This window comes from Salinirubellus litoreus, assembly GCF_037335815.1.
In the GTDB taxonomy this organism is placed as follows: Archaea; Halobacteriota; Halobacteria; order Halobacteriales; family Haloarculaceae; genus Salinirubellus; species Salinirubellus litoreus.
In genome coordinates this window covers 1,359,034-1,376,918 of the sequence record NZ_CP147841.1, presented here as the reverse complement: position 1 = coordinate 1,376,918, position 17,885 = coordinate 1,359,034, and the positions used below count along the sequence as shown (strand labels likewise).

Sequence of the window (17,885 nt, the reverse complement as noted above, 5' to 3'; positions counted from 1 at the left end):
GACCGTTCTCCGCGACTGTCGTCGGAGAGCGCGGAGAGCCACGCGCTCGTCGGGTATCCGGTCGGGGGAGTAGCCCCGTCGGCAGGTTTCCGTCACGTGCCGGGGCATCGCGAGTATCGGGGTGTCGTACCCCCCGCGCCCAGAACGGTGCGTGCCGACGGGCAGAGAACCGGGCGCGTCCCCCGGCACCGGCACATCGGGACCGAGACCGGCTCGACGACCCCGATCCGGCCCGCCGACGCGCTACGCGAGACGACGAGCCTCCCGCTGTTGGTCCGGATACTGTCGGTCGCGTTTCGAACCTGGCGAATCGTAACCTCGGACGGTCCGGAAGCCGGTGTTCGTCCGCCAGTCCCCACTACGTTTTTCGCCCCGCTCCCTGTAGCGTCCGGAACTCATGGACGACGTACACCGTCTCGAGGACGCGTCGGTCGAGATGCGCGACGGGACGGTCCTCGCCGCCGACGTCTACCGGCCCGACCGGAGCGGGACCGACACCGGAGAGGGGGGACTCCCGACACTGGTCAAACGGACGCCGTACGACAAGGGGGAGAACACGGAGATACCGGTCGCGCTCGCCCGCCGGGGGTTCGCGGTCGTGGTGCAGGACGTCCGGGGCACGTTCGCCTCGGAGGGGACGTTCTACCCCTACCGGAGCGAGGGATTCGCCGAGGAGGCCGACGGATACGACACCGTCGAGTGGGCCGCGGCCCAGCCCTGGTCGAACGGCCGCGTCGGGACGTTCGGCATCTCCTACGCGGGGGGGACCCAGTGGGCGCTCGCCCACGGCGAGGAACTCCCGCCCTCCCTGGAGGCGATGGCACCGGGCTTCGCGCTCGCCAGCTACTACGGCCAGGGCGCGTACGCCGGCGGCGCGGCGCTGCTCTCACACAACGTCGACTATCTGAACCAGTTCGCCGTCGAGCGCTTCGACCGCGAGCATCCCGACCGCGCCGAGGAGGTCTCGCCCCTCGACCGAGCCCAGGAGGCGATGCCACAGCTCTACTGGGATCTGCCCGTAGCCCCCTACGAACCGTTCGAGGCGGTCGGATACGACTGGCTCGCCAACTGGCACGGACACGAGACCTACGACGAGTTCTGGGAACGACAGGACCACACCCGCCACTACGGCACGGTCGACGTACCGGTCCTCAACTTCGGCGGCTGGTACGACATCTTCGCCCAGGGGACAGTACGGAACTTCACCGGACTGCGGGAGGAGGCGGCCACGAGCGGGGCCCGAGACGCGACGGAACTCGTCGTGGGGCCGCACACCCACGGCGACAACACCCTCCGGGGGCAGGGTCAGATGGTCGGCCACATCCACGAGTTCCCCGAGAACTCGACGTACGAGCGCGTCGATCTCCTGGCGACGTGGTTCGACCGGCACCTGCGCGACGGGGACGGCGACCGGGCGACCGGGCCGGACGGCGAACCGACGCGAGTTCGTCTGTACGTCCCCGGGCTGGACGAGTGGGTCGGCTCGCCGGCGTTCCCGCTCCCGGGGACCGAGTTCCGCGAGTACTACCTCCACAGCGATGGCGACGCCGGGGTGGACGCGGTCAGCGCCGAGTCGCCGGGGTACGCCGGCCGGTTGACGACGGCGACCCCCGGCGAGGAGCCCCCCGACGAGTACACCTACGACCCGCGCGACCCCGTGGTCACGGTCGGCGGGTACAACACCCACTGGGACGGCGGCGTCGCCGACCGCGCGACGGCCTACCGGGATCGCGACGACATCCTCGTCTACCAGACCGACCCCCTCGAGGAGCCGGTGGCCCTGGTGGGTCCGATCACCGTCACGCTGTACGCCTCGACCTCCGCGGTCGACACCGACTTCGTGGTCGTCCTCTCGGACGTCGACCCGCCGGAGCGCCCCGGGGGAACCTGGGTGGCCGAGGGCGCGCGCCGGGGACGGGTCGGCGACGTCGAAGCGGACCCGAGGAGCCGGGAGACGTACACGGAGGTCGACCTGCTGGAACCCGATGGGGTGTACGCCTGGAAGATCGCCGTCTGGCCGACCGCGCGGCTGTTCGAGGCGGGCCACCGGATCCGGATCGACGTTGCCAGCAGCAACTTCCCGCGGTACGACCGGAACCCCAACACCGGCGAGGGACTCGACGGCACCGGGACGAACAGTGCCGACCAGACGGTCTACCACGACGCCGCTCACCCCTCGTCGGTCGAACTACCGGTGGTTCCAGTCGAAACGCTGGAGCGCCGGGTCCTCGACGGACCGATCGAGAAGTAGCGGGGCCGGTGCCGATCGGCCCCGGCGTCCGCTCGCTCTCCGGCTCCCGTACCCGTGGAGGGCGAGGCCGCGAGACGGCTCGCTGGAAGGCTGCACCCGGATCGAATCGGTGTGTACCGGAGGCACACGAACGGTACTTTAGTCCCTCGCCGCCCACCGCGCGATCATGCAACGGTTCGACACGACCGACGCGGACGGGTTCTTCGACGTCCTGGGAGGGACCGATCGCTCGCAGGCGGCGACGATGACCCTCGCGCCCGGCCAGTCGACGGGCGGACCCGAGAACGCCCACGCCGAGAGCGACCAGTGGCTGTACGTCGTCTCCGGCACGGGAACGGCGACCGTCGAGGGCGAGTCGTACGACCTCCAGGACGGGACGCTCGTCCTCGTCGAGGCCGGCGAGACCCACGAGATCACCGGTGACGGGGACGTGCCCCTCGAGACGTTCAACGTCTACGCCCCACCCGAGTACTGAGTGTCAGGTCGGGAACCCCAGCCTCCGTATCGAGCCCGTGGAGGAGGACTCGGACCGATCGGGTGACGGTCCCCCGACCCGGGGCGTCGACCGGCCGGCGGTCGCACTCGGCGGTGACGCCCGCACGGCAGGGAGTATCCGTGGCTGCGAACCGGGCGAACCCGACGGGGACGTCGAGGAACTGGTTAGTCCCGGATCGGTACGTCGACGACGACGGGGCCCGCCTCGGCGATGGCGTCGCGGACGGTCGCCGCGATCCCCGTCGGCGAGTCCACACGACGGCCGGTCGCGCCGTGGCTCTCCGCGTTGTGGACGAAGTCGACCGCCGGATCGAAGTCCATCCCGGTGAACTCGTAGTCGTCCTCCTCGCCGCCGAGCAGTCGGAGCGTGTTGTCCTTCAGGATGCGGTAGTTCCGGTTGTTCGCGACGACGACGGTCAGGTCGACGCCGTAACGGGCGGCGCTGTAGAGGGTCTGGGGGTAGTAGAGGTACGAGCCGTCGCCGACGAAGCCGATCACGTCGCGGCCGTCCTCCCCCCGCGCCTCGGTCTCCGCGATGGCCGCCCCGACCGCCGCCGGCAGGCCGTAGCCCAGCCCGCCGCTCTTGTTCGAGAGGTAGCCGTTCGCTTCGAACGGGACCTCCCGGCGCACGGCGGCCCCGCTGGTGACGCCCTCGTTGACGATCAGCGAGTCGTCCGTCGCCTCGCGGAGCGCGCGGGCGAGCTGTGTCTTCGTGGCCGGCCCGTCGTCGGGTTCGCGTGCGTCCCCGCCCGTCGCCCCGACGCGTCGGGCGACCTCCCGCACCCGTTCGAGCCGTCGCTCCCGCTCGGCGTCGTCGACCCGCTCGCCCACGCGGTCGGCCATCGACCCGAGGACGAGCCCCGGGTCGCCGACCACCGCGACGTCGGCGGGTTCGTTCTTTCCCACCTGCCAGGCGTCGTCGCTCACGTGTATCAGCGTGGCCTCGTGGGGGAGCCGATCCGTCGCGTGCTTGAACGCGTCCGTGTCCGTCGAGCGGCCCGCGAGCAGGAGCACGTCGGCACCCCCGAGCAGGTCCGCGACGGCGTCCGCGTTTCCGGAGAGGCTGGAGACCCACTGCTCGTGACCCGTCGGCATGTTCACCTCGCTGGTGATGTACTCGCCGTGGACCCGCGCGCCGCTCACCTCGGCGAGCCGGGTGGCGCTCTCGACGGCGTCGGTCCCGGACCGGGCGACGGCGTCCCCGAGGACGAACACCGGTTCGTCGGCCCCGGCGACGGCGGCGGCGGCCGCCTCGACCTGTTCGGGGTCGCCGCCGCCCGCGTTCGGGATGGCACCCAATCGCTCCGGCTCCCGATCCGTCTCGGCGGTCATCACGTCGACCGGAAGCCCGAGGAAGACGGGACCGGTCGGGGGCGTCAGGGCCACGCGGACCGCGCGGCGGACCATCGTCGGGAGCGCGTCGACGTGTTTCACCTCGGCGCTCCACTTCGTGAACTGGCGGGCCATCGACTCGAGGTCGCCGTGGAGGATCGGCTCCTCGTGCTGGAAGTCCGTCCCGTAGTTCCCCGCGGTGACGAGCAGGGGAGCCCCGGCGAACCGCGCGCCGTAGAGGTTCCCGAGCCCGTGGGCCAGCCCGGGGGCGACGTGGAGGTTGACGACGCCGAGCGGGAGGACGTCCCGTCCGGCGTCGGCGTGCTGGCGGTGGGTCGAGGCGTAGCCGGCGGCCATCCCGACCGCGACGTCCTCGTGGAGGCCGAGGACGTACTCGATGTCGGTCCCGGACAGCGCGTCGACGACGGGGAGCTCCGTCGTCCCCGGGTTGCCGAAGAACGTGGTCACGCCGTACCGTTCGAGCGCCGCGAGGAACAGGTCCGCTCCGGTCTCTCCCATATCACTCGCCGACGACTCGCTCGGGGAGGATAACGGTTCGCGTTACGGGGCGTCACTCGGCGGCGCTCGATCCGCATCCAGTGCCGATCACCGTATCCGACCGGTCGGGGCGTGCCGACACCGGATGGGGTGGTCTCGCGGTGTCGGTATCCGTTTCGTGCCGTCCCGCCGCCCCGGACGGAGGGTGGTGTGTTATAGAGAGCAAGGAGAATACCTGACCCTTCGGGGTCAGGATGAATCCGACAATACACTACACGAACCACGTTCGATGGCTGTTCTGAGTTTCCAATCCGTAGTTTCAAGTCTTGTTCCTTCGTAGCAGTGAGCACGGTCAGGTCGGAACGGAGCGATTCCGAACGACCTTCGGAGGCGGTCTACCCGCCACTAATGAGACAATATCCGAAACGCCAACACGGTGCACACGAACGCAGAAACGTTCGCCTCGTGCCTGTTGGTCGAGCAAGCCCAAAGGTAACTCCGAGTCCGTTGAAGCGACGTTGACTCCCTGCTGGCAAAAACAACAGATGGGAGTCGAATGACGCCGAGGATAAGAGTAACGGCGGTTTGGTACCGCCAGTCAGCCACTGTCCACGATGGCTGGGTTAAACGGGTTCCCGAAAAGTGGCAGAGACATGGTTGCGAGCCTGAAACTCCCAACGCTCGGGATTCCTGCGTCTTCAGGCGCAGGAGGATGTCAAACCGTTGCCACCGCAGATTCGGGGACAGGGATGGGCACCGCGATCGTGGACGCGACGCTCCTCACGTTCCGGGACGAGCGACTGGGCGCCGTCGAGGACGGGGCACCCGCCAGCGCGTGGCCGGCGGGTCGGGCCCGACCCCGGCGTGACGACCGAAGACTCATGGAACGCAGCGACGAGGGTCGCCCATGACCGCCGACGGGAGCCGATCCACCGGAGCGAGGGAGGTGCCCGGGTGATGCCCGGGGAGGGAGCCGACGACCGACTCGCCGACCTGGGTCCGGAGAGCCGCGAGGCGGGCCTCAGGATCGCGCCGGGCTGTTACACGACCGGGGACGGGATCGCGGCGGACCTCCACGACTACCTCGGGACCGAGGACGACCTCTCGAACGTGCTGATCGCCGGAGGCGAGACGGCCCTCGACGTCGCCCGGGGGGAGGTCGAACGGAGCCTCGACACGCTTGGCGTCGAGTACGAGGCTGTCACGCTCGAAGGGGAGTGCACCCCCGACCGGGTGAGTGAGTACCGGGAGGTCGTCGAGGAGGTGGACCCTGACGTCCTCGTCGGCCTCGGCGGGGGGAAGGCCCTGGACACGGCGAAGCTGATCGCCGAGGGGAACTGCCCCGTTGCGCTCCTGCCGACCGTCGCCTCGACCTGCGCCGCGTGGACCCCGCTCTCGGTGGTCTACGACGAGGACGGCTCGCACCTCGGCGCGGTGCGGCTCTCGCGGTGTCCCGAGTGGGTGCTGGTCGACACCGGGATCATCGCACGGGCACCGTCCCGCCTCCTGGCCGCGGGCGTCATGGACGCCACCGCGAAGCACTTCGAGACCGCCTACATCCCGGAAGGGGAGATGCGGAAGCCGGCACAGTGGGGGACGGGGGTCGCCCAGGAGTCGTACCGCGCCTGTCTGCGCGACGACGCGGTCGAGGCGATCGCGGCGTGCGAACGGGGCGAACTGACCGAGACCGTCGAAGACGTGATCGACGCCTGCATCGCGGGTCCGGGGCTGACAGCGGGCCTGCTGGGCGGTCAGTCCCACCTGCTGCTCGGACACGTTTTCTGCTACCGCCTGCGGGAGGACGACGCCGTGCGCGAACGCTCCTACCACGGGGAGCGGGTCGCGTACGGGGTTCTGCTCTTCCAGCTACTGATGGGCGAAGGCGAGGGGAGGGTGGCCGAACTGAAGGAGTGGTACGAGTCGTTCGGACCGGAGCTCTCCCTCGAATCCCTCGGGTTGACGGCGGTCGACGAGCGGGTCGTCTCGGATCTGGCGAGGGCGATCGACGACGGGGCGGACTACGACCTCGTCGAGCGCGAGATATCCTACGAGGGGGTGCAGGACGCTATCAGGACGATCGAGGCGATGTGAGCGGCTCGGAATCCGGGATCCGACAACCGCGGGGGGCGTCGCGCCCGCTCACCACCAGCGTCCCGCTTCGAGGCGGGAGAGCGCGTCCTCGATGGTCGCCTCGTTCCGCGAGAAGGTGAACCGCACCCAGCCGCTGTCGTCCGTCTCGGTGTAGAAGCTGTTCCCCGGCACCGTCGCGACCCCGGCCTCCCGGACCAGTCGCTTCGCGAACGCCGTGTCCGCCTCGTCGGTCGGGTAGCGCGCGACGACGTAGTACGCACCGTCCGGCACCACGGGGTCGAGGCCGGCCTCGCGCAGCCCCGAACAGAGCAGATCTCGGCGCTCCCGGTAGGAGGCCGCGAGTTCGTCGTAGTACCCGGGAGGCATCGACAGCGCCTCCACCCCCGCGTGCTGGAAGGGCGTCGGCGCACAGATGCTGGTGTAGTCGTGGACCTTCCGGAGCTCCGCGGACAGCGGCTCCGGCGCGAGCGCGAACCCGACGCGCCAGCCGGTGACGCTGTACGTCTTCGACAGCCCCGTACAGACCACCGTCCGCTCGGCGAGGTCGCCGACCTCGACGGGGCTGCGGTAGTCGTCGGCGTAGACGATGTGCTCGTAGATCTCGTCGGTGAGGACGATCAGGTCCTCCTCGCGGGCGACCTCGGCGACCAGCTCCAGTTCCTCGGGGGTGAACACCGTCCCGGTCGGGTTGTGCGGGTGGTTGAGCACGAGGATCGACGCCTCGGCCGCGGCCTCGCGGAGCGGCCCCTCCTCGATCGCCAGGCCGTCGGTGATGTCGATCGGGAGCGGTCGCCCCTCGGCGAACTGTGTCGCCGGGATGTACGACTCGTAGGTCGGCTCGAAGTAGATCACGCCGTCTCCCGGGTCACAGAGCGCGAGCATCGAGGAGACGACGGCCTCGCTCGTCCCGCTGGTGATCGTCACCTCGCGCTCGGGATCGTAGTGCACCCCCTTCCAGTCGGCGTACCGCTCGGCGACCGCCTCCCGGAGCGCCGGGAGCCCCCAGGTGATCGTGTACTGGCTCGACTCGGCGATCCCCTCGACCGCCGCCTCCTTCACCCGCTCGGGCGTCTCGCTCTCGTCGGGGATCCCCTGCGAGAGGTTGATGGCGTCGTGGCGGTGGGCCTCACGGGTCATCTCCCGGATGACCGACTCCCGGGTGCCCGACACCCGGGCGCTCCCGACCTCGCCGCGCTCGATTCGCGTCATGACGGGAGACGGGAGTCGTCCGTCAAAGTCCCACCGCATCTCGCGGACGCGCCGACGGTCCCGGGAACGGGCGGTTCCGAGTGTCCGAGCGACTCACCGAGGACCATCGCACGGTGCCCGTCTCGCCGTGCGAAGCCGCTCGCCGCAACGCGCGGGCTCGAACGTCGTTCACGACCGGTGGTCGGCGTACCCCTCGAACCGGGTGATCGAGAGCGCGTCGTAGTGCTCGGTGGGTTCACCGTCCACGAGCTGTCGGGCGATCACGTCGCCGACCGCGGGCGCGAGCTGGATCCCGGAGGTGTGGAACGCCGCGATCGAGAACCCCTCCAGTTCGGTCCACCCGACGACCGGGTTCCCGTCCGGCGTGACCGACCGGACGCCGACCCACTCGTCGACGACCTCCCCGTCGGCCAGGTCGGGAGCAAGCTCCGCCGCGAGCGCGAGACCCTCCTCGCGGATCCCCGCCGGGACCGTCTCGCCCACCGATCCGGGGTCGTATCTGGTCCCCTCCTCGTATCCGCCGGGATTGTACCCGATGAGGAACTCGTCCTCGCGCCGGCGGTGGAACGCGAACGGCGACTCGTAGTGGCTCACGACGGGCATGCTGTAGTCGGGCTGGTCGGGAGGATCGACCTGCAGGATCGGGGCGAGCGTGTGCCGGACCGGCAGGTCGACACCGACCGACTCGGCGACGTCGAGGTTCCAGGGCCCGGCGGCGCAGATCACCTCGTCCGCCTCCACCCGCTCGCCGCCGACTGTCCGCAGGCCGGTTACGCCTCCGCCCTCTGTCTCGATCCCGGCGACCCCGGTGTCGGACTGGATCGTGACGCCGTTCTCACGCGCCCGTTCGAGGAACTCGAAGGCGAGCTCCCGGGGGCGGGCCATGTACCCGACCTTCGGCCGGAACAGCGCACCGGAGACGATCCCGGCGTCGACGAGCGGGAGCAGCAGCGTCTCCTCCAGTTCGTCGCCGGGGACGTACTCGACCGGGTCGCGGTCGAACCCTATCCCCATCTTCCCGAGCGCCTCGTCGCCGCCTCGCTCGACGGCGCGTCGGAACGCCGCCGCGTTCTCCTCCTCGGTCGTCACGAGGAGGATCCCCATCGTGGTGTACGCCGGATCGGCCCTCGGGTCACGGAAGAACTCGTTGTAGAGCTCCATCCCGTAGCGTTTCATCCGGTACTGCGTCTCGTCGCCGTAGAACCCGTACTGGGCGACCGACCTGGCGGTCGTCTCGGCGGCCGGCGACCCCCGCTCGAACAGGACGATCGGGTCGTCGGTTCGCTCGCCGAGGTGGTACGCGACGCTCGCTCCGACGATCCCGCCACCGACGATAGCGTAGCGAGTGGCCATACGTGGCCCGGGACGCCCCTGTGCGATAACTCATTCCCCGGTCGCTCCTCGTCGCGGCCTCCTTCGGTGTCAGGACGGCCCCGTGCCGGACGGCTCAGTCGCGGCGCAGTCGGGCGACGGCCCCCGAGAGGCCCGCGAGCGCCGCGAGGACACCCATCCCGGGCCCCGACCCGTCCGACGTGGTGACGGGCGTCCCTTCACTCGACGGCTCCGTGGGCGTCCGCTCGGCGGTGGTCGTCGCGGTCCGTTCGTTCGCGGGAGTCGGTGTCCCCGTGGCGGTCGGTTCACCCATGGCGGTCGACGTGGGGGTCGCGGTCGGCGTGACCGTCGGGGTCGGGGCTGCGACCTCGAACGTCCCGACGACGCCCGCGTGGTCGGAGGGCCAGAGCCGAACCGTCCCGCCGTCGATCCGCACCTCGATACGGTCCTCCGGCCGGTGGCCGATGCGACCGAGGTCCACCGGTCGAACACGACCCCGGTAGAGCAGGGCGTCGATCCGCTCGTCGAGCCGGGACCGGTCGTTCCGGAGGCTCGACGCCTGACAGCAGGTGAACCCCTCTCCGTCCTCCCCGCCGCCCGAGTCCCCGCCGAGGACGGCGTACGCGTCGCCGAGTTCGGCGGTCAGGAGTTCGTACGTCCCGGGGTCGGTACCCGGCCCGCTGTTGAAGTCCCCCCCGACGACGACCGGCCGGTCGTCGGGGAGCGCCGCCAGGAGTTCCCGGGCCTGCCCGAGCCGGGCCTCCGGCGAGACCGATTCGAGGTGCGTCGAGACGGCACGGAACGCCACGCCGTCCACGGTGACGTCCACGGCGCAGTAGCCCCGTTCGAGCGAGACCGTCCGGTCGCCCCCGGGAAGGGGGAGCGGGAGCGACGTCTCGAACGTCTCCGCCGTGGCGTCGGCGGTCTCCAGGTCGCCCCGGACGAGGATCGCGTCCCGGTCGGTGAGCCGGACGTCGACCTGCCTCCCGTCCGCGTCCGCCGGGAGTTCGACGTCTGTCGTGGTCGTCACGGCGGCCACCTCGTAGTCGAGGTCCCGGTCAGCGAGCGCGGACTCGACGAGGCCCAGGAAGTCGACGAGGACGTCCGTGGCCGGCTCCGGGGACGCCGAGCCGAAGTCACCCGGCCGCTGCGTCCGGAGGAGCGCGGCCTCCTGCAGGGCGACGACGTCCGCGTCGGTGGCCGCGACCTCCCCCGCGATGGCGTCGGCGCGGGCCTCGTAGACGTCGGGGTCGACCGATTCGAGCAACTCGCCGGCGATGCGGCGGAACGCCGCCGCCGACTCCGCCCGGAACAGCCGGAAGAGGTCGACGCCGAGGTATACGTTCCGGGTCAGGACTGTGGGCCTCGTCGTGGCGGACTGGGCGGCCATAGACCGGCCGGTCAGGGACGCGACGGCCGTCAGTCCCGCGGCGCTACCGAGCACGGCCCGGCGGGTGATCGGCGATGGAGGGTCCTCGGACATGCGGTCGTCCTACGTCGGGTGTCGGCGTCGCCGGGGTTTCGCTCTTGTGGCCGGACGCGACCGGGGAGGGATGCCCGTCGGCGGGAGCGCCCGCCGCTCGTCGGTACGGGTTCGCGATCCAAAGGCGGGCTCCGTGCGGGCTCCCCCGAGCGGGTCGGGCCGTCAGTTCAGACCGGCGATAAATTTAAGCAATACCGAGTTATTAATAAGGCATGATTCCGGAGCGCCTGATCCCGCACTTCCTGCGCGAGGACGAGACGGAGATCTCGACGGACCTGGAGCGGATCCGCCACCTGCCGGAGGGCCCGCTGAAGATGGCGAAGTTCGCCCTGTGGTGGATGCGCAAGACGATCTTCACGAAGCCAAAGCCCCGGAACCCCGCGTTCTTCGTCTCGATGACCGAGAAGGAGCTCGTCGAACTCCTCGGCCGAGAGTACTTCGAGCCGGGCTGGGAGATCTCCTACAGCTACCGAAACGAGACGCTCAACCTCCGCCGGGTCGAGTACGTTTCCGATCACCCGCTCGGGTTCGAGTGGTGGCAGGTCCACATCCGGGGGTACCTCCACGGCCCCGAGGCGGGGTTCGACGGGCCGACGTTCGAGCTCGCGCCCCACTTCGAGCTCGAGCCGACGGAGTACCCGCGGCCGCACGTCGAGCACGTCGGTCTCGAGATCCGTCGCGGTGCCGAGGCACTGCGCGACATCTTCGACGCCAACGGCGTCGAGTACGAGTACCGGTACCTGGACGGCGAGCCGGCGCGGATCGACGAGGATCCCCTGCACGGGGACGAGCCGACGGCGGAGCCGACCGACGACGGGACCGAGCCGACGGCGGCGATCTGAGACGGGGCCCGTCGAGCCGCTACCATCGGCGACCTCCACCGCCCCTGTCGGACGTCCACACCGGACCGCCGTCCACACCACACCATCGGGGATAACCGGCGCGAGGCCGAGGCGCCAACGTGGCATATCAGACGACGATCGGCTGGTCGCTCGTGACGGCCGGGATCGTGAGCCTCGTCCTCTGGGCGATCCCCGGCGATTCGGTGTGGTGGGGCGTCGGCCTGCTCGTCCCCGGGCTCGTGATCCTCTACATCCGGCGGGACGACGTCTCCGAGGCGATCTCGGCGCTGTCCGGTTCCTGAGCCCCGGTCCGAGTCCGGTACCGTCCGACTCGTCCGTGCCGTCGAGCGCGGTCGGGGACGATTCGCCGATCCCTCGGTGGCGGCTGTTCGTGGTAGGTGGGGGCGGTCGGGCTCGTCCACCGCTCAGAGCCGGTTCACGTCGAACGGCCCGATCTCGTGGTCGGTCTCGCCCTCGGCCGCGAGATCCGCGAGCAGTTCGCCCGTGACGCTCGCGAACTTGAACCCGTGGCCCGAGAAGCCGGCGCCGACCGTGACGGCGTCGTACCCGTCGGGGCGGCCGAGCACGAAGTGCTCGTCCCCGCTCATCGACCAGATGCAGGTCGACAGCCCGACCGTCGGGCCCGCCCCGGCGGGGAAGTACCGCTCTGCGAACCGGCGGTGGAGTTCCTCCTCGGCCCGCGTCGGCTCGCGGTCCATCGCGTCCGGGTCGACGACCGGAGTCGGGTCGCTCACCCCGAGTTTGAACCCCGGGACGTCGTGCCGTGGGAACCCGTACCCGCCGCCCTCGGCGTCGCGGACGACGAACACCGGGAACCGATCGGGGGCGAACAGTTCGGGCTCCTCCGGCTGGAACCACGCCATCACCGCCCGGACCGGGACGGCCTCGGCGGCGAGTTCGGGCACCAGCTCCCGCGTCCACGGCCCGGCGGTCACGACCAGTTCGTCGGCGGCGTACCGGCCCTTGTCCGTCCGCACCCTGACGCCGTCGGTCGTCTCCGACCAGTCGAGCACCCGCTCGCGTCCTCGCACCGTGGCACCCGCCTCGTGTGCGGCCTCGACGTGCGCGATGGTGCACTGCTCGCAGGCGAGGAACCCGCCGTCGTCCTGGTACACCGCGCCGAACCCGTCGGGCAGGTCGTATCCCGGGAACCGTTCGTTTACGTCACTGCTGGAGAGCGTCTCGTAGGGTATCCCGTGGGCGTCACAGGCCTCACGTGATTCCTCGACCACGCCCGTCTCGGGAGGCCCGGCGTGGACCGAGCCGGTGACGTGGAGCAGGTCACGGCCCGTGTGCGCTGCGAGGTCGCGCCACAGCTCGTAGGCCCGCTCGACGAGCGGGACGTACGCCTCTCCTTCGTGCTGGACCCGGCGGATGATCCGCGTGCTCCCGTGCGAGGAGCCCCGCGTGTGGGGGACGTCGAACCGCTCGATGCCGAGGACGTCCAGGCCACGGTCGGCGAGGTGGTAGGTCGCCGCGCTCCCGACGCCCCCGACCCCGACCACGATGGCGTCGTGTCGTTCGGTCACACCCGCCCGCTCGCGGCGGCGGGTCGTATATGTTCGGTCCGTCGGGCGCGGAACGTGGCGGAGCGAGCATCCCACGGGATCGTCTCACACCGCGACGGGCGGACGATTCCCGTTCCCGCGGGACGGGATCCCGACGGCCGGTTCAGCCTCGCCGGTACAGCACGACGAGCACGACGACGAACGCCACCTGGACGACCTTGTCGAAGATGCCCAGCGGGGAGAAATCCGGCGCGTTGACGAAGTACCAGATGACGATCTGTCCGAGCGTGAACGGGATGCCGAGGAGGTAGACCAGTCGCCGCCGGTAGTCGACGAGCACGGCCGCCGCCCCCACGAGGAAGCCGAGGCCGGCCACGACGAAGCTGATCCCGAACCCGCTGAGTCCGAACGAGACGCCCAAGACGAGGTGCAGTACGCCGGTGACGACCGCCAGGACGACGCCGGCCCAGTGCAGGAGTGTCATCGACTCGGTCGCCAGGGCCAGTCCCGTCCCGCGGGAGGTGGAGTCTCGGGTTGCCATATCATCCCATGGCGCTCCAGCGTCTTCTACTTCAGGGTCGTCGACAGGTGCTCGCGCATCTCGGCGGCGAACCGGTCGCGGCCGAACCGGTCCCGCGGGAGGAACGGCCGGAGATCCGCCTCGATGGCGGCCGCGATACGGTCGACCGCCTCGCCGATCCCGTCGAACAGCAGTCGCTCGTCGCCGGCCAGCACGTCCGCCTGTCCCCCGTCCGCGGGGGCGAACGGGAGCATCCCGGCCGCGACGTACTCGGCGACGGCCATCCCGAAGTGTTCCCGTGGTTTGGTGTTGAGCCCGTAGCGGTAGCGCCCGAGCAGTTCCTCGACTCGCTCGCGGGTGGCGTCGGTCTCGACCGTGACGTACGATCGGGCGGCGGCGGTCCGTCGAACCGTCCGGACGTACTCCCGGTAGGACGCCGGTGCCGACCCGACGACGTGACACGACAGGTCGTAGCCCCGGGCCCGGAGTCGGTCGACCACCTCGAACGCGTCGAGCGTTCGTTTGTCCGGGGCGATACGGCCGAGCACGAGGATCCCATCCGCCCGGTCGTCCCACGAACGGCCGTCGACGGCGTCGATCGGGGGGTGACAGACCGCCGGCCGCGTGCCGTACACCTCCTCGACGACGCCGGCGGTCCACGCGGAGTTCGCGACCAGCCGTATCGAACTATCGAGTTCGGCCCGACCGGGCGCGGCCAGCCGACTCCACAACGGATTCAGCCGACCCGACTCGGCCGCGTCCGTCCGGCGGAGGTGGAACTGTGGGAAGTGGACGTACTGTACTGACGGGACGGGGAGCGATAGCTCGTTGGCGGTGCTCACGACGGCATCGTACGCGTCGACGCGCCGCAGGAGGAACGACCGCAGGAGGACCGTCCGCGCCGCTAGCTGTGGGCCGACGTAGGGACCGAGCGCCCCGAGCCCCGCGGCCAGCGCCCGCCCGCCAGGAGGCTGGACGACCCGGGCGTCGAACCCGACGTCGAACCGGTCGGCCACCGTGCCCGGATCGGCCGTCGAGGCGGTGAACAGCGTGACCTCGTGGTCGCGGGCCAGCGCAGCACAGGTGTGTACGCAGACCGCGTCGGCCCCGCCGCGGAAGTCGAGGGTGTTGTGGAACACCGCGACCCGTGCCATGGCCCCCCCTCGCCCTCCACCGCTTTCAACTACGGGGCCGGGGAAGCGACTACCGACGACGGCAGGGTCGGGAGCGCCGAGGTGCGCACCGGCCGCCGCCCACGTCGAGCGTCGCGAGGGTCAGCGACAGTCACTGTTACGGGCCGGAAACGACGCCGCCGGACCGTGAGTTTCCTCGCCGAGTCGAACGGCTCCGAGCCGGAGTGTGCCGACGCGCTACCCGAGACTGGCGAGGTCGTGGCCGGCCCGGCAGGGACGACATCGTGGACTCCCGGCACTGCGAACCGCTACACCGGATTATTTGACAACAGTGTACGTATAAGCGGGGGTGAAGGTCGCGTTCGTCGGTGCGGGAAGCGTCGCGGAGCAGTACGCCGCAGACCTCTCCGAGTCGCCACTCCGACTGACCGCCGTCTGTGATCTCGACGCCGACCGGGCCGAGCGGCTCGCCGCGCGCTGCGAGACTGCGACGGCCTACACCGACCTCGACACGATGCTGGCCGCCGGGTCGGCACCGCTGATCGTGAACCTGACCAGTCACGCCGCTCACGGGCCGGTCACCCGTGCGTGTCTCGACGCCGGACGACACGTCTTCTCCGAGAAGCCGCTCGCGCTCGACGCGGACACGGCGGCGGGGCTCGTCAGGACGGCCCGCGAGCGCGGCCTCTCGCTGGCCTGTGCGCCGGAGAACCACCTCGCGGACGCCCAGCGACACGCCCACTCCCTCCTCTCGGACGGGCGACTCGGGCCGGTCCGGTTCGCCAGCGCGACCGCGAACGTCGGCCGCGTCGGCGAGTGGCACGAACGACCCGACTCCTTCCTCGACGTCGGACCGCTGTACGACGGTGCCGTCTACCCCCTCTCGCTGCTCATCGCCTGGTTCGGGCAGGTCGAGCGGGTCCGGCGGGCCGACGCGCTCGATATCCGACCCGGAGACGACCCGTCCGCGTACGGGGCCAGCCACGAGGAGTCGAGGGCTCCGCCCCACGTCGAGGCGACCGTCGAGTTCGCGGACGGACCGGTCGTCGCCCTGCGGGCGAGCTTCTACGTCGACCACCGGAGTAGGGAGTTCTACGGTCTCGAACTCCACGGCGACGACGGGACGCTCTACCTCGACGACACGGGCGCACTCTCGGCGACCCGGGACGCCGTGACCGTCCGCGGCGGGGACCGCGACCCGACGGTCGCGCCCGATCCGACACCCGAGCTCGACCGCCCGCACCTCGCCGGCCCCGAGCGGCTCGCCCGCGCCGTCGAGCGCGGCCGACAGGTCCGGGAGAGCGCGCGCCGCGGCGCACACGTCGTCGCGGTCTGTGGGGCCATCGAGCGCGCCGCGAGCGAGGGACGGCCGGTCGAGGTCGACGGCGAGGTGTCCGTCGACCCCCTGCCGCGTGACCCGCCGCCGGTCCGCCCCCCACCTCGGGAATACAGGAACGCCGAGCGCGCCGCGATCCGGCTCCCGCCGGTCGGGTTCGGCTGCTCGCGCTACCGCGACGGAGAGTACGTCTCCCCGGCGCTCGGGGCGGCCGTCGACGCCGGCTACCGGCTGTTCGACACCGCGGAGCTCTACGGCAACGAGTGGCGGCTCGGCTCGCTGCTCTCCGGGCGCGGCAGTCCGGACCGCGAGGCCGTCTTCCTGCTCGGCAAGCCGTGGCGGACCAGCCACGGTCCGGGGAACCTCCGGGCTGCCTGCGAGGGGTCGCTCGACGAACTCGGCGTCGAGACGTTCGACTGTTACGCGCTCCACTGGCCCGACGCGTGGGCCCACCGGGGCGAACTCCGCGAGCTCTCGCGGCTCCCCGTCGAGGAGCAGGAGCGGCGTACCTTTCCCACCGACGGGGACGGCGACCCGGTCCGAGCGGAACACACTCTCGCCGAGACCTGGGAGCGGATGGAGCGGCTCCACGACCGCGGGCTGGCACGGACGCTCGGGGTGTGTAACGTGACGCTCCCGCAACTGGCCCGACTCGTCGACGACGCCCGAATCCCGCCGTCGCTGGTCCAGGTCGAGCGCCACCCGTACCGGCCCCGGACGGACCTCGTCCGCTGGTGCCACCGGCGGGGGATCCGCGTGGTCGCACACTCCCCGCTCTCCGCGCCGGGACTGCGCTCGGACCCGGTCATCGAGGCGGTCGCGGAGGAGGTCGACGCGACGCCCGCGGAGGTGGTGCTCGCGTGGAACGTCCGGCGCGGCGTGGTCCCCATCCCCTCGACGACCGACCCCGAACACGCGACGTCGAACCTGGCCGCCGCCCGGCACCGGCTCGGCGCGGACGAGATGACGCGGCTGGACGCGCTCGCAGAGCCGGGGTTCGAACGATGACCCACATACCGACCGGGCTCCGGCGACGGTGGTGGCGGGTGGCGCTCCTCACGGTCCTCGCGACGGCGTGTGTCGTCCTCGCGAAGACGCGGGCGTTCGACGCCGCCGTCGCAGTGATGTGGCTCGTCGCCGCGGCCGTCCCCATCGGCTACACGCTCTGGTTCCTCCGGCGGTCGCTCGACCTGAACTACACCCCCGAGCGTGGCCCGGTCACCGACGGCGGTGCGCGGATACATCCCACGCTCGGCCTCGCGAACGGGCTCACCATCGCGCGGGGGTGGCTCTACGCGAGCGTCGCCGGGTTCCTGCTCGTCGTCCCACCCACGGGGAGCGCCTGGCAGTGGATCCCCGCCCTGTTCTACGGGACCGGCGTCCTGCTGGACCGGCTCGACGGCCTCGTCGCCAGGACCCTCGGCAGGCGGACGGTGCTGGGCGAGCGCCTCGACATGGCGTTCGACACCCTCGGGTTCCTCGTCGCCCCGCTCGTCGGCGTCGTCTGGGGTCAGCTCCCGGTCTGGTACCTCTCGATCTCGGCGGCCAGGTACCTGTTCAGGTTCGGGTGCTGGCTGCGGCGGCTCCGCGGCGAGCCGGTCGGCGACCTCCCCGAGAGCCGTGTCCGGCGGCCGCTGGCCGCCCTCCAGATGGTGTTCATCACCGTGGCCCTGCTGCCGGTCACGCCGACCGACCTCGTCTGGCCGGCCGCGACCCTCGTCATGCTCCCGTCGCTCGCCGTCTTCCTCCGGGACTACCTCGCGGTGACGAGGGGGTTCCGCAAGGCGAAGGCTAAAGATATCTCGGAGCTATCATGACAGATGTGACCAAACCT

General features: G+C 70.9%; 14 protein-coding genes. 7 read left to right on the top strand and 7 right to left on the bottom strand.

Features of this window, described 5'->3' with window-relative positions; all coding sequences use genetic code 11:
- The first annotated feature begins 397 nt into the window (after window positions 1–397).
- Complete coding sequence (locus WDJ58_RS06705) at window positions 398–2,251, top strand: CocE/NonD family hydrolase (protein ID WP_338916877.1); 1,854 nt, start codon at window positions 398–400, stop codon at window positions 2,249–2,251.
- A 166-nt stretch (window positions 2,252–2,417) separates the two neighbouring features.
- A complete protein-coding gene (locus WDJ58_RS06700) occupies window positions 2,418–2,726 on the top strand; it encodes a cupin domain-containing protein (protein ID WP_338916876.1) in 309 nt (102 codons plus the stop codon).
- A gap of 185 nt (window positions 2,727–2,911) precedes the next feature.
- Here the strand turns inward: WDJ58_RS06700 and WDJ58_RS06695 are convergent, their stop codons facing one another.
- Complete coding sequence (locus tag WDJ58_RS06695; protein WP_338916875.1) at window positions 2,912–4,597, bottom strand: thiamine pyrophosphate-binding protein; 1,686 nt, start codon at window positions 4,595–4,597, stop codon at window positions 2,912–2,914.
- Window positions 4,598–5,533: 936 nt separating this feature from the next.
- On the opposite strand from WDJ58_RS06695, the gene WDJ58_RS06690 reads away from it, so the two are divergent.
- Complete coding sequence (locus WDJ58_RS06690; protein WP_338916874.1) at window positions 5,534–6,667, top strand: iron-containing alcohol dehydrogenase; 1,134 nt, start codon at window positions 5,534–5,536, stop codon at window positions 6,665–6,667.
- A 48-nt stretch (window positions 6,668–6,715) separates the two neighbouring features.
- On the opposite strand, the gene WDJ58_RS06685 is transcribed toward WDJ58_RS06690, so the two are convergent.
- The 3 genes from WDJ58_RS06685 to WDJ58_RS06675 all read right to left on the bottom strand — a co-directional run bounded on the left by WDJ58_RS06685 (window position 6,716) and on the right by WDJ58_RS06675 (window position 10,691).
- A complete protein-coding gene (locus WDJ58_RS06685; protein WP_338916873.1) occupies window positions 6,716–7,876 on the bottom strand; it encodes a pyridoxal phosphate-dependent aminotransferase in 1,161 nt (386 codons plus the stop codon).
- A gap of 168 nt (window positions 7,877–8,044) precedes the next feature.
- Window positions 8,045–9,229 carry an NAD(P)/FAD-dependent oxidoreductase gene (locus tag WDJ58_RS06680; RefSeq protein ID WP_338916872.1) on the bottom strand — a complete coding sequence of 395 codons (1,185 nt, stop codon included), beginning with the start codon at window positions 9,227–9,229 and terminating at the stop codon, window positions 8,045–8,047.
- Window positions 9,230–9,323: 94 nt separating this feature from the next.
- Window positions 9,324–10,691: an endonuclease/exonuclease/phosphatase family protein gene (locus WDJ58_RS06675; RefSeq protein ID WP_338916871.1), complete on the bottom strand. Its 1,368-nt coding sequence runs from the start codon at window positions 10,689–10,691 to the stop codon at window positions 9,324–9,326.
- A 212-nt stretch (window positions 10,692–10,903) separates the two neighbouring features.
- On the opposite strand from WDJ58_RS06675, the gene WDJ58_RS06670 reads away from it, so the two are divergent.
- Complete coding sequence (locus WDJ58_RS06670; RefSeq protein ID WP_338916870.1) at window positions 10,904–11,533, top strand: hypothetical protein; 630 nt, start codon at window positions 10,904–10,906, stop codon at window positions 11,531–11,533.
- A 119-nt stretch (window positions 11,534–11,652) separates the two neighbouring features.
- A complete protein-coding gene (locus WDJ58_RS06665; RefSeq protein ID WP_338917909.1) occupies window positions 11,653–11,835 on the top strand; it encodes a hypothetical protein in 183 nt (60 codons plus the stop codon).
- Window positions 11,836–11,958: 123 nt separating this feature from the next.
- Here WDJ58_RS06665 and solA read toward each other — a convergent pair whose 3' ends face one another.
- The 3 genes from solA to WDJ58_RS06650 form a co-directional block, all read right to left on the bottom strand.
- Complete coding sequence (gene solA, locus WDJ58_RS06660; RefSeq protein WP_338916869.1) at window positions 11,959–13,083, bottom strand: N-methyl-L-tryptophan oxidase; 1,125 nt, start codon at window positions 13,081–13,083, stop codon at window positions 11,959–11,961.
- 142 nt (window positions 13,084–13,225) lie between these two features.
- Window positions 13,226–13,603 (bottom strand): DUF7475 family protein, encoded by a 378-nt coding sequence (locus WDJ58_RS06655; RefSeq protein ID WP_338916868.1) that lies wholly within the window; start codon window positions 13,601–13,603, stop codon window positions 13,226–13,228.
- Window positions 13,604–13,629: 26 nt separating this feature from the next.
- The gene (locus tag WDJ58_RS06650) at window positions 13,630–14,736 is read right to left on the bottom strand and encodes a glycosyltransferase (RefSeq protein WP_338916867.1); all 1,107 of its coding nucleotides are present in this window, start codon (window positions 14,734–14,736) and stop codon (window positions 13,630–13,632) included.
- Window positions 14,737–15,064: 328 nt separating this feature from the next.
- Here WDJ58_RS06650 and WDJ58_RS06645 point away from each other — a divergent pair, with 328 nt between their 5' ends.
- Window positions 15,065–17,059 carry an aldo/keto reductase gene (locus WDJ58_RS06645; protein ID WP_338916866.1) on the top strand — a complete coding sequence of 665 codons (1,995 nt, stop codon included), beginning with the start codon at window positions 15,065–15,067 and terminating at the stop codon, window positions 17,057–17,059.
- Complete coding sequence (locus WDJ58_RS06640; protein ID WP_338916865.1) at window positions 17,056–17,868, top strand: CDP-alcohol phosphatidyltransferase family protein; 813 nt, start codon at window positions 17,056–17,058, stop codon at window positions 17,866–17,868. Before WDJ58_RS06645 ends, WDJ58_RS06640 begins: the two co-directional genes overlap by 4 nt.
- Window positions 17,869–17,885: the final 17 nt, after the last annotated feature.

Coding starts and splice junctions, on each gene's coding strand:
- WDJ58_RS06705 (WP_338916877.1), top strand. CDS start 398: ATGGACGACGTACACCGTCTCGAGGACGCGTCGGTCGAGATGCGCGAC.
- WDJ58_RS06700 (WP_338916876.1), top strand. CDS start 2,418: ATGCAACGGTTCGACACGACCGACGCGGACGGGTTCTTCGACGTCCTG.
- WDJ58_RS06695 (WP_338916875.1), bottom strand. CDS start 4,597: ATGGGAGAGACCGGAGCGGACCTGTTCCTCGCGGCGCTCGAACGGTAC.
- WDJ58_RS06690 (WP_338916874.1), top strand. CDS start 5,534: ATGCCCGGGGAGGGAGCCGACGACCGACTCGCCGACCTGGGTCCGGAG.
- WDJ58_RS06685 (WP_338916873.1), bottom strand. CDS start 7,876: ATGACGCGAATCGAGCGCGGCGAGGTCGGGAGCGCCCGGGTGTCGGGC.
- WDJ58_RS06680 (WP_338916872.1), bottom strand. CDS start 9,229: ATGGCCACTCGCTACGCTATCGTCGGTGGCGGGATCGTCGGAGCGAGC.
- WDJ58_RS06675 (WP_338916871.1), bottom strand. CDS start 10,691: ATGTCCGAGGACCCTCCATCGCCGATCACCCGCCGGGCCGTGCTCGGT.
- WDJ58_RS06670 (WP_338916870.1), top strand. CDS start 10,904: ATGATTCCGGAGCGCCTGATCCCGCACTTCCTGCGCGAGGACGAGACG.
- WDJ58_RS06655 (WP_338916868.1), bottom strand. CDS start 13,603: ATGGCAACCCGAGACTCCACCTCCCGCGGGACGGGACTGGCCCTGGCG.
- WDJ58_RS06650 (WP_338916867.1), bottom strand. CDS start 14,736: ATGGCACGGGTCGCGGTGTTCCACAACACCCTCGACTTCCGCGGCGGG.
- WDJ58_RS06640 (WP_338916865.1), top strand. CDS start 17,056: ATGACCCACATACCGACCGGGCTCCGGCGACGGTGGTGGCGGGTGGCG.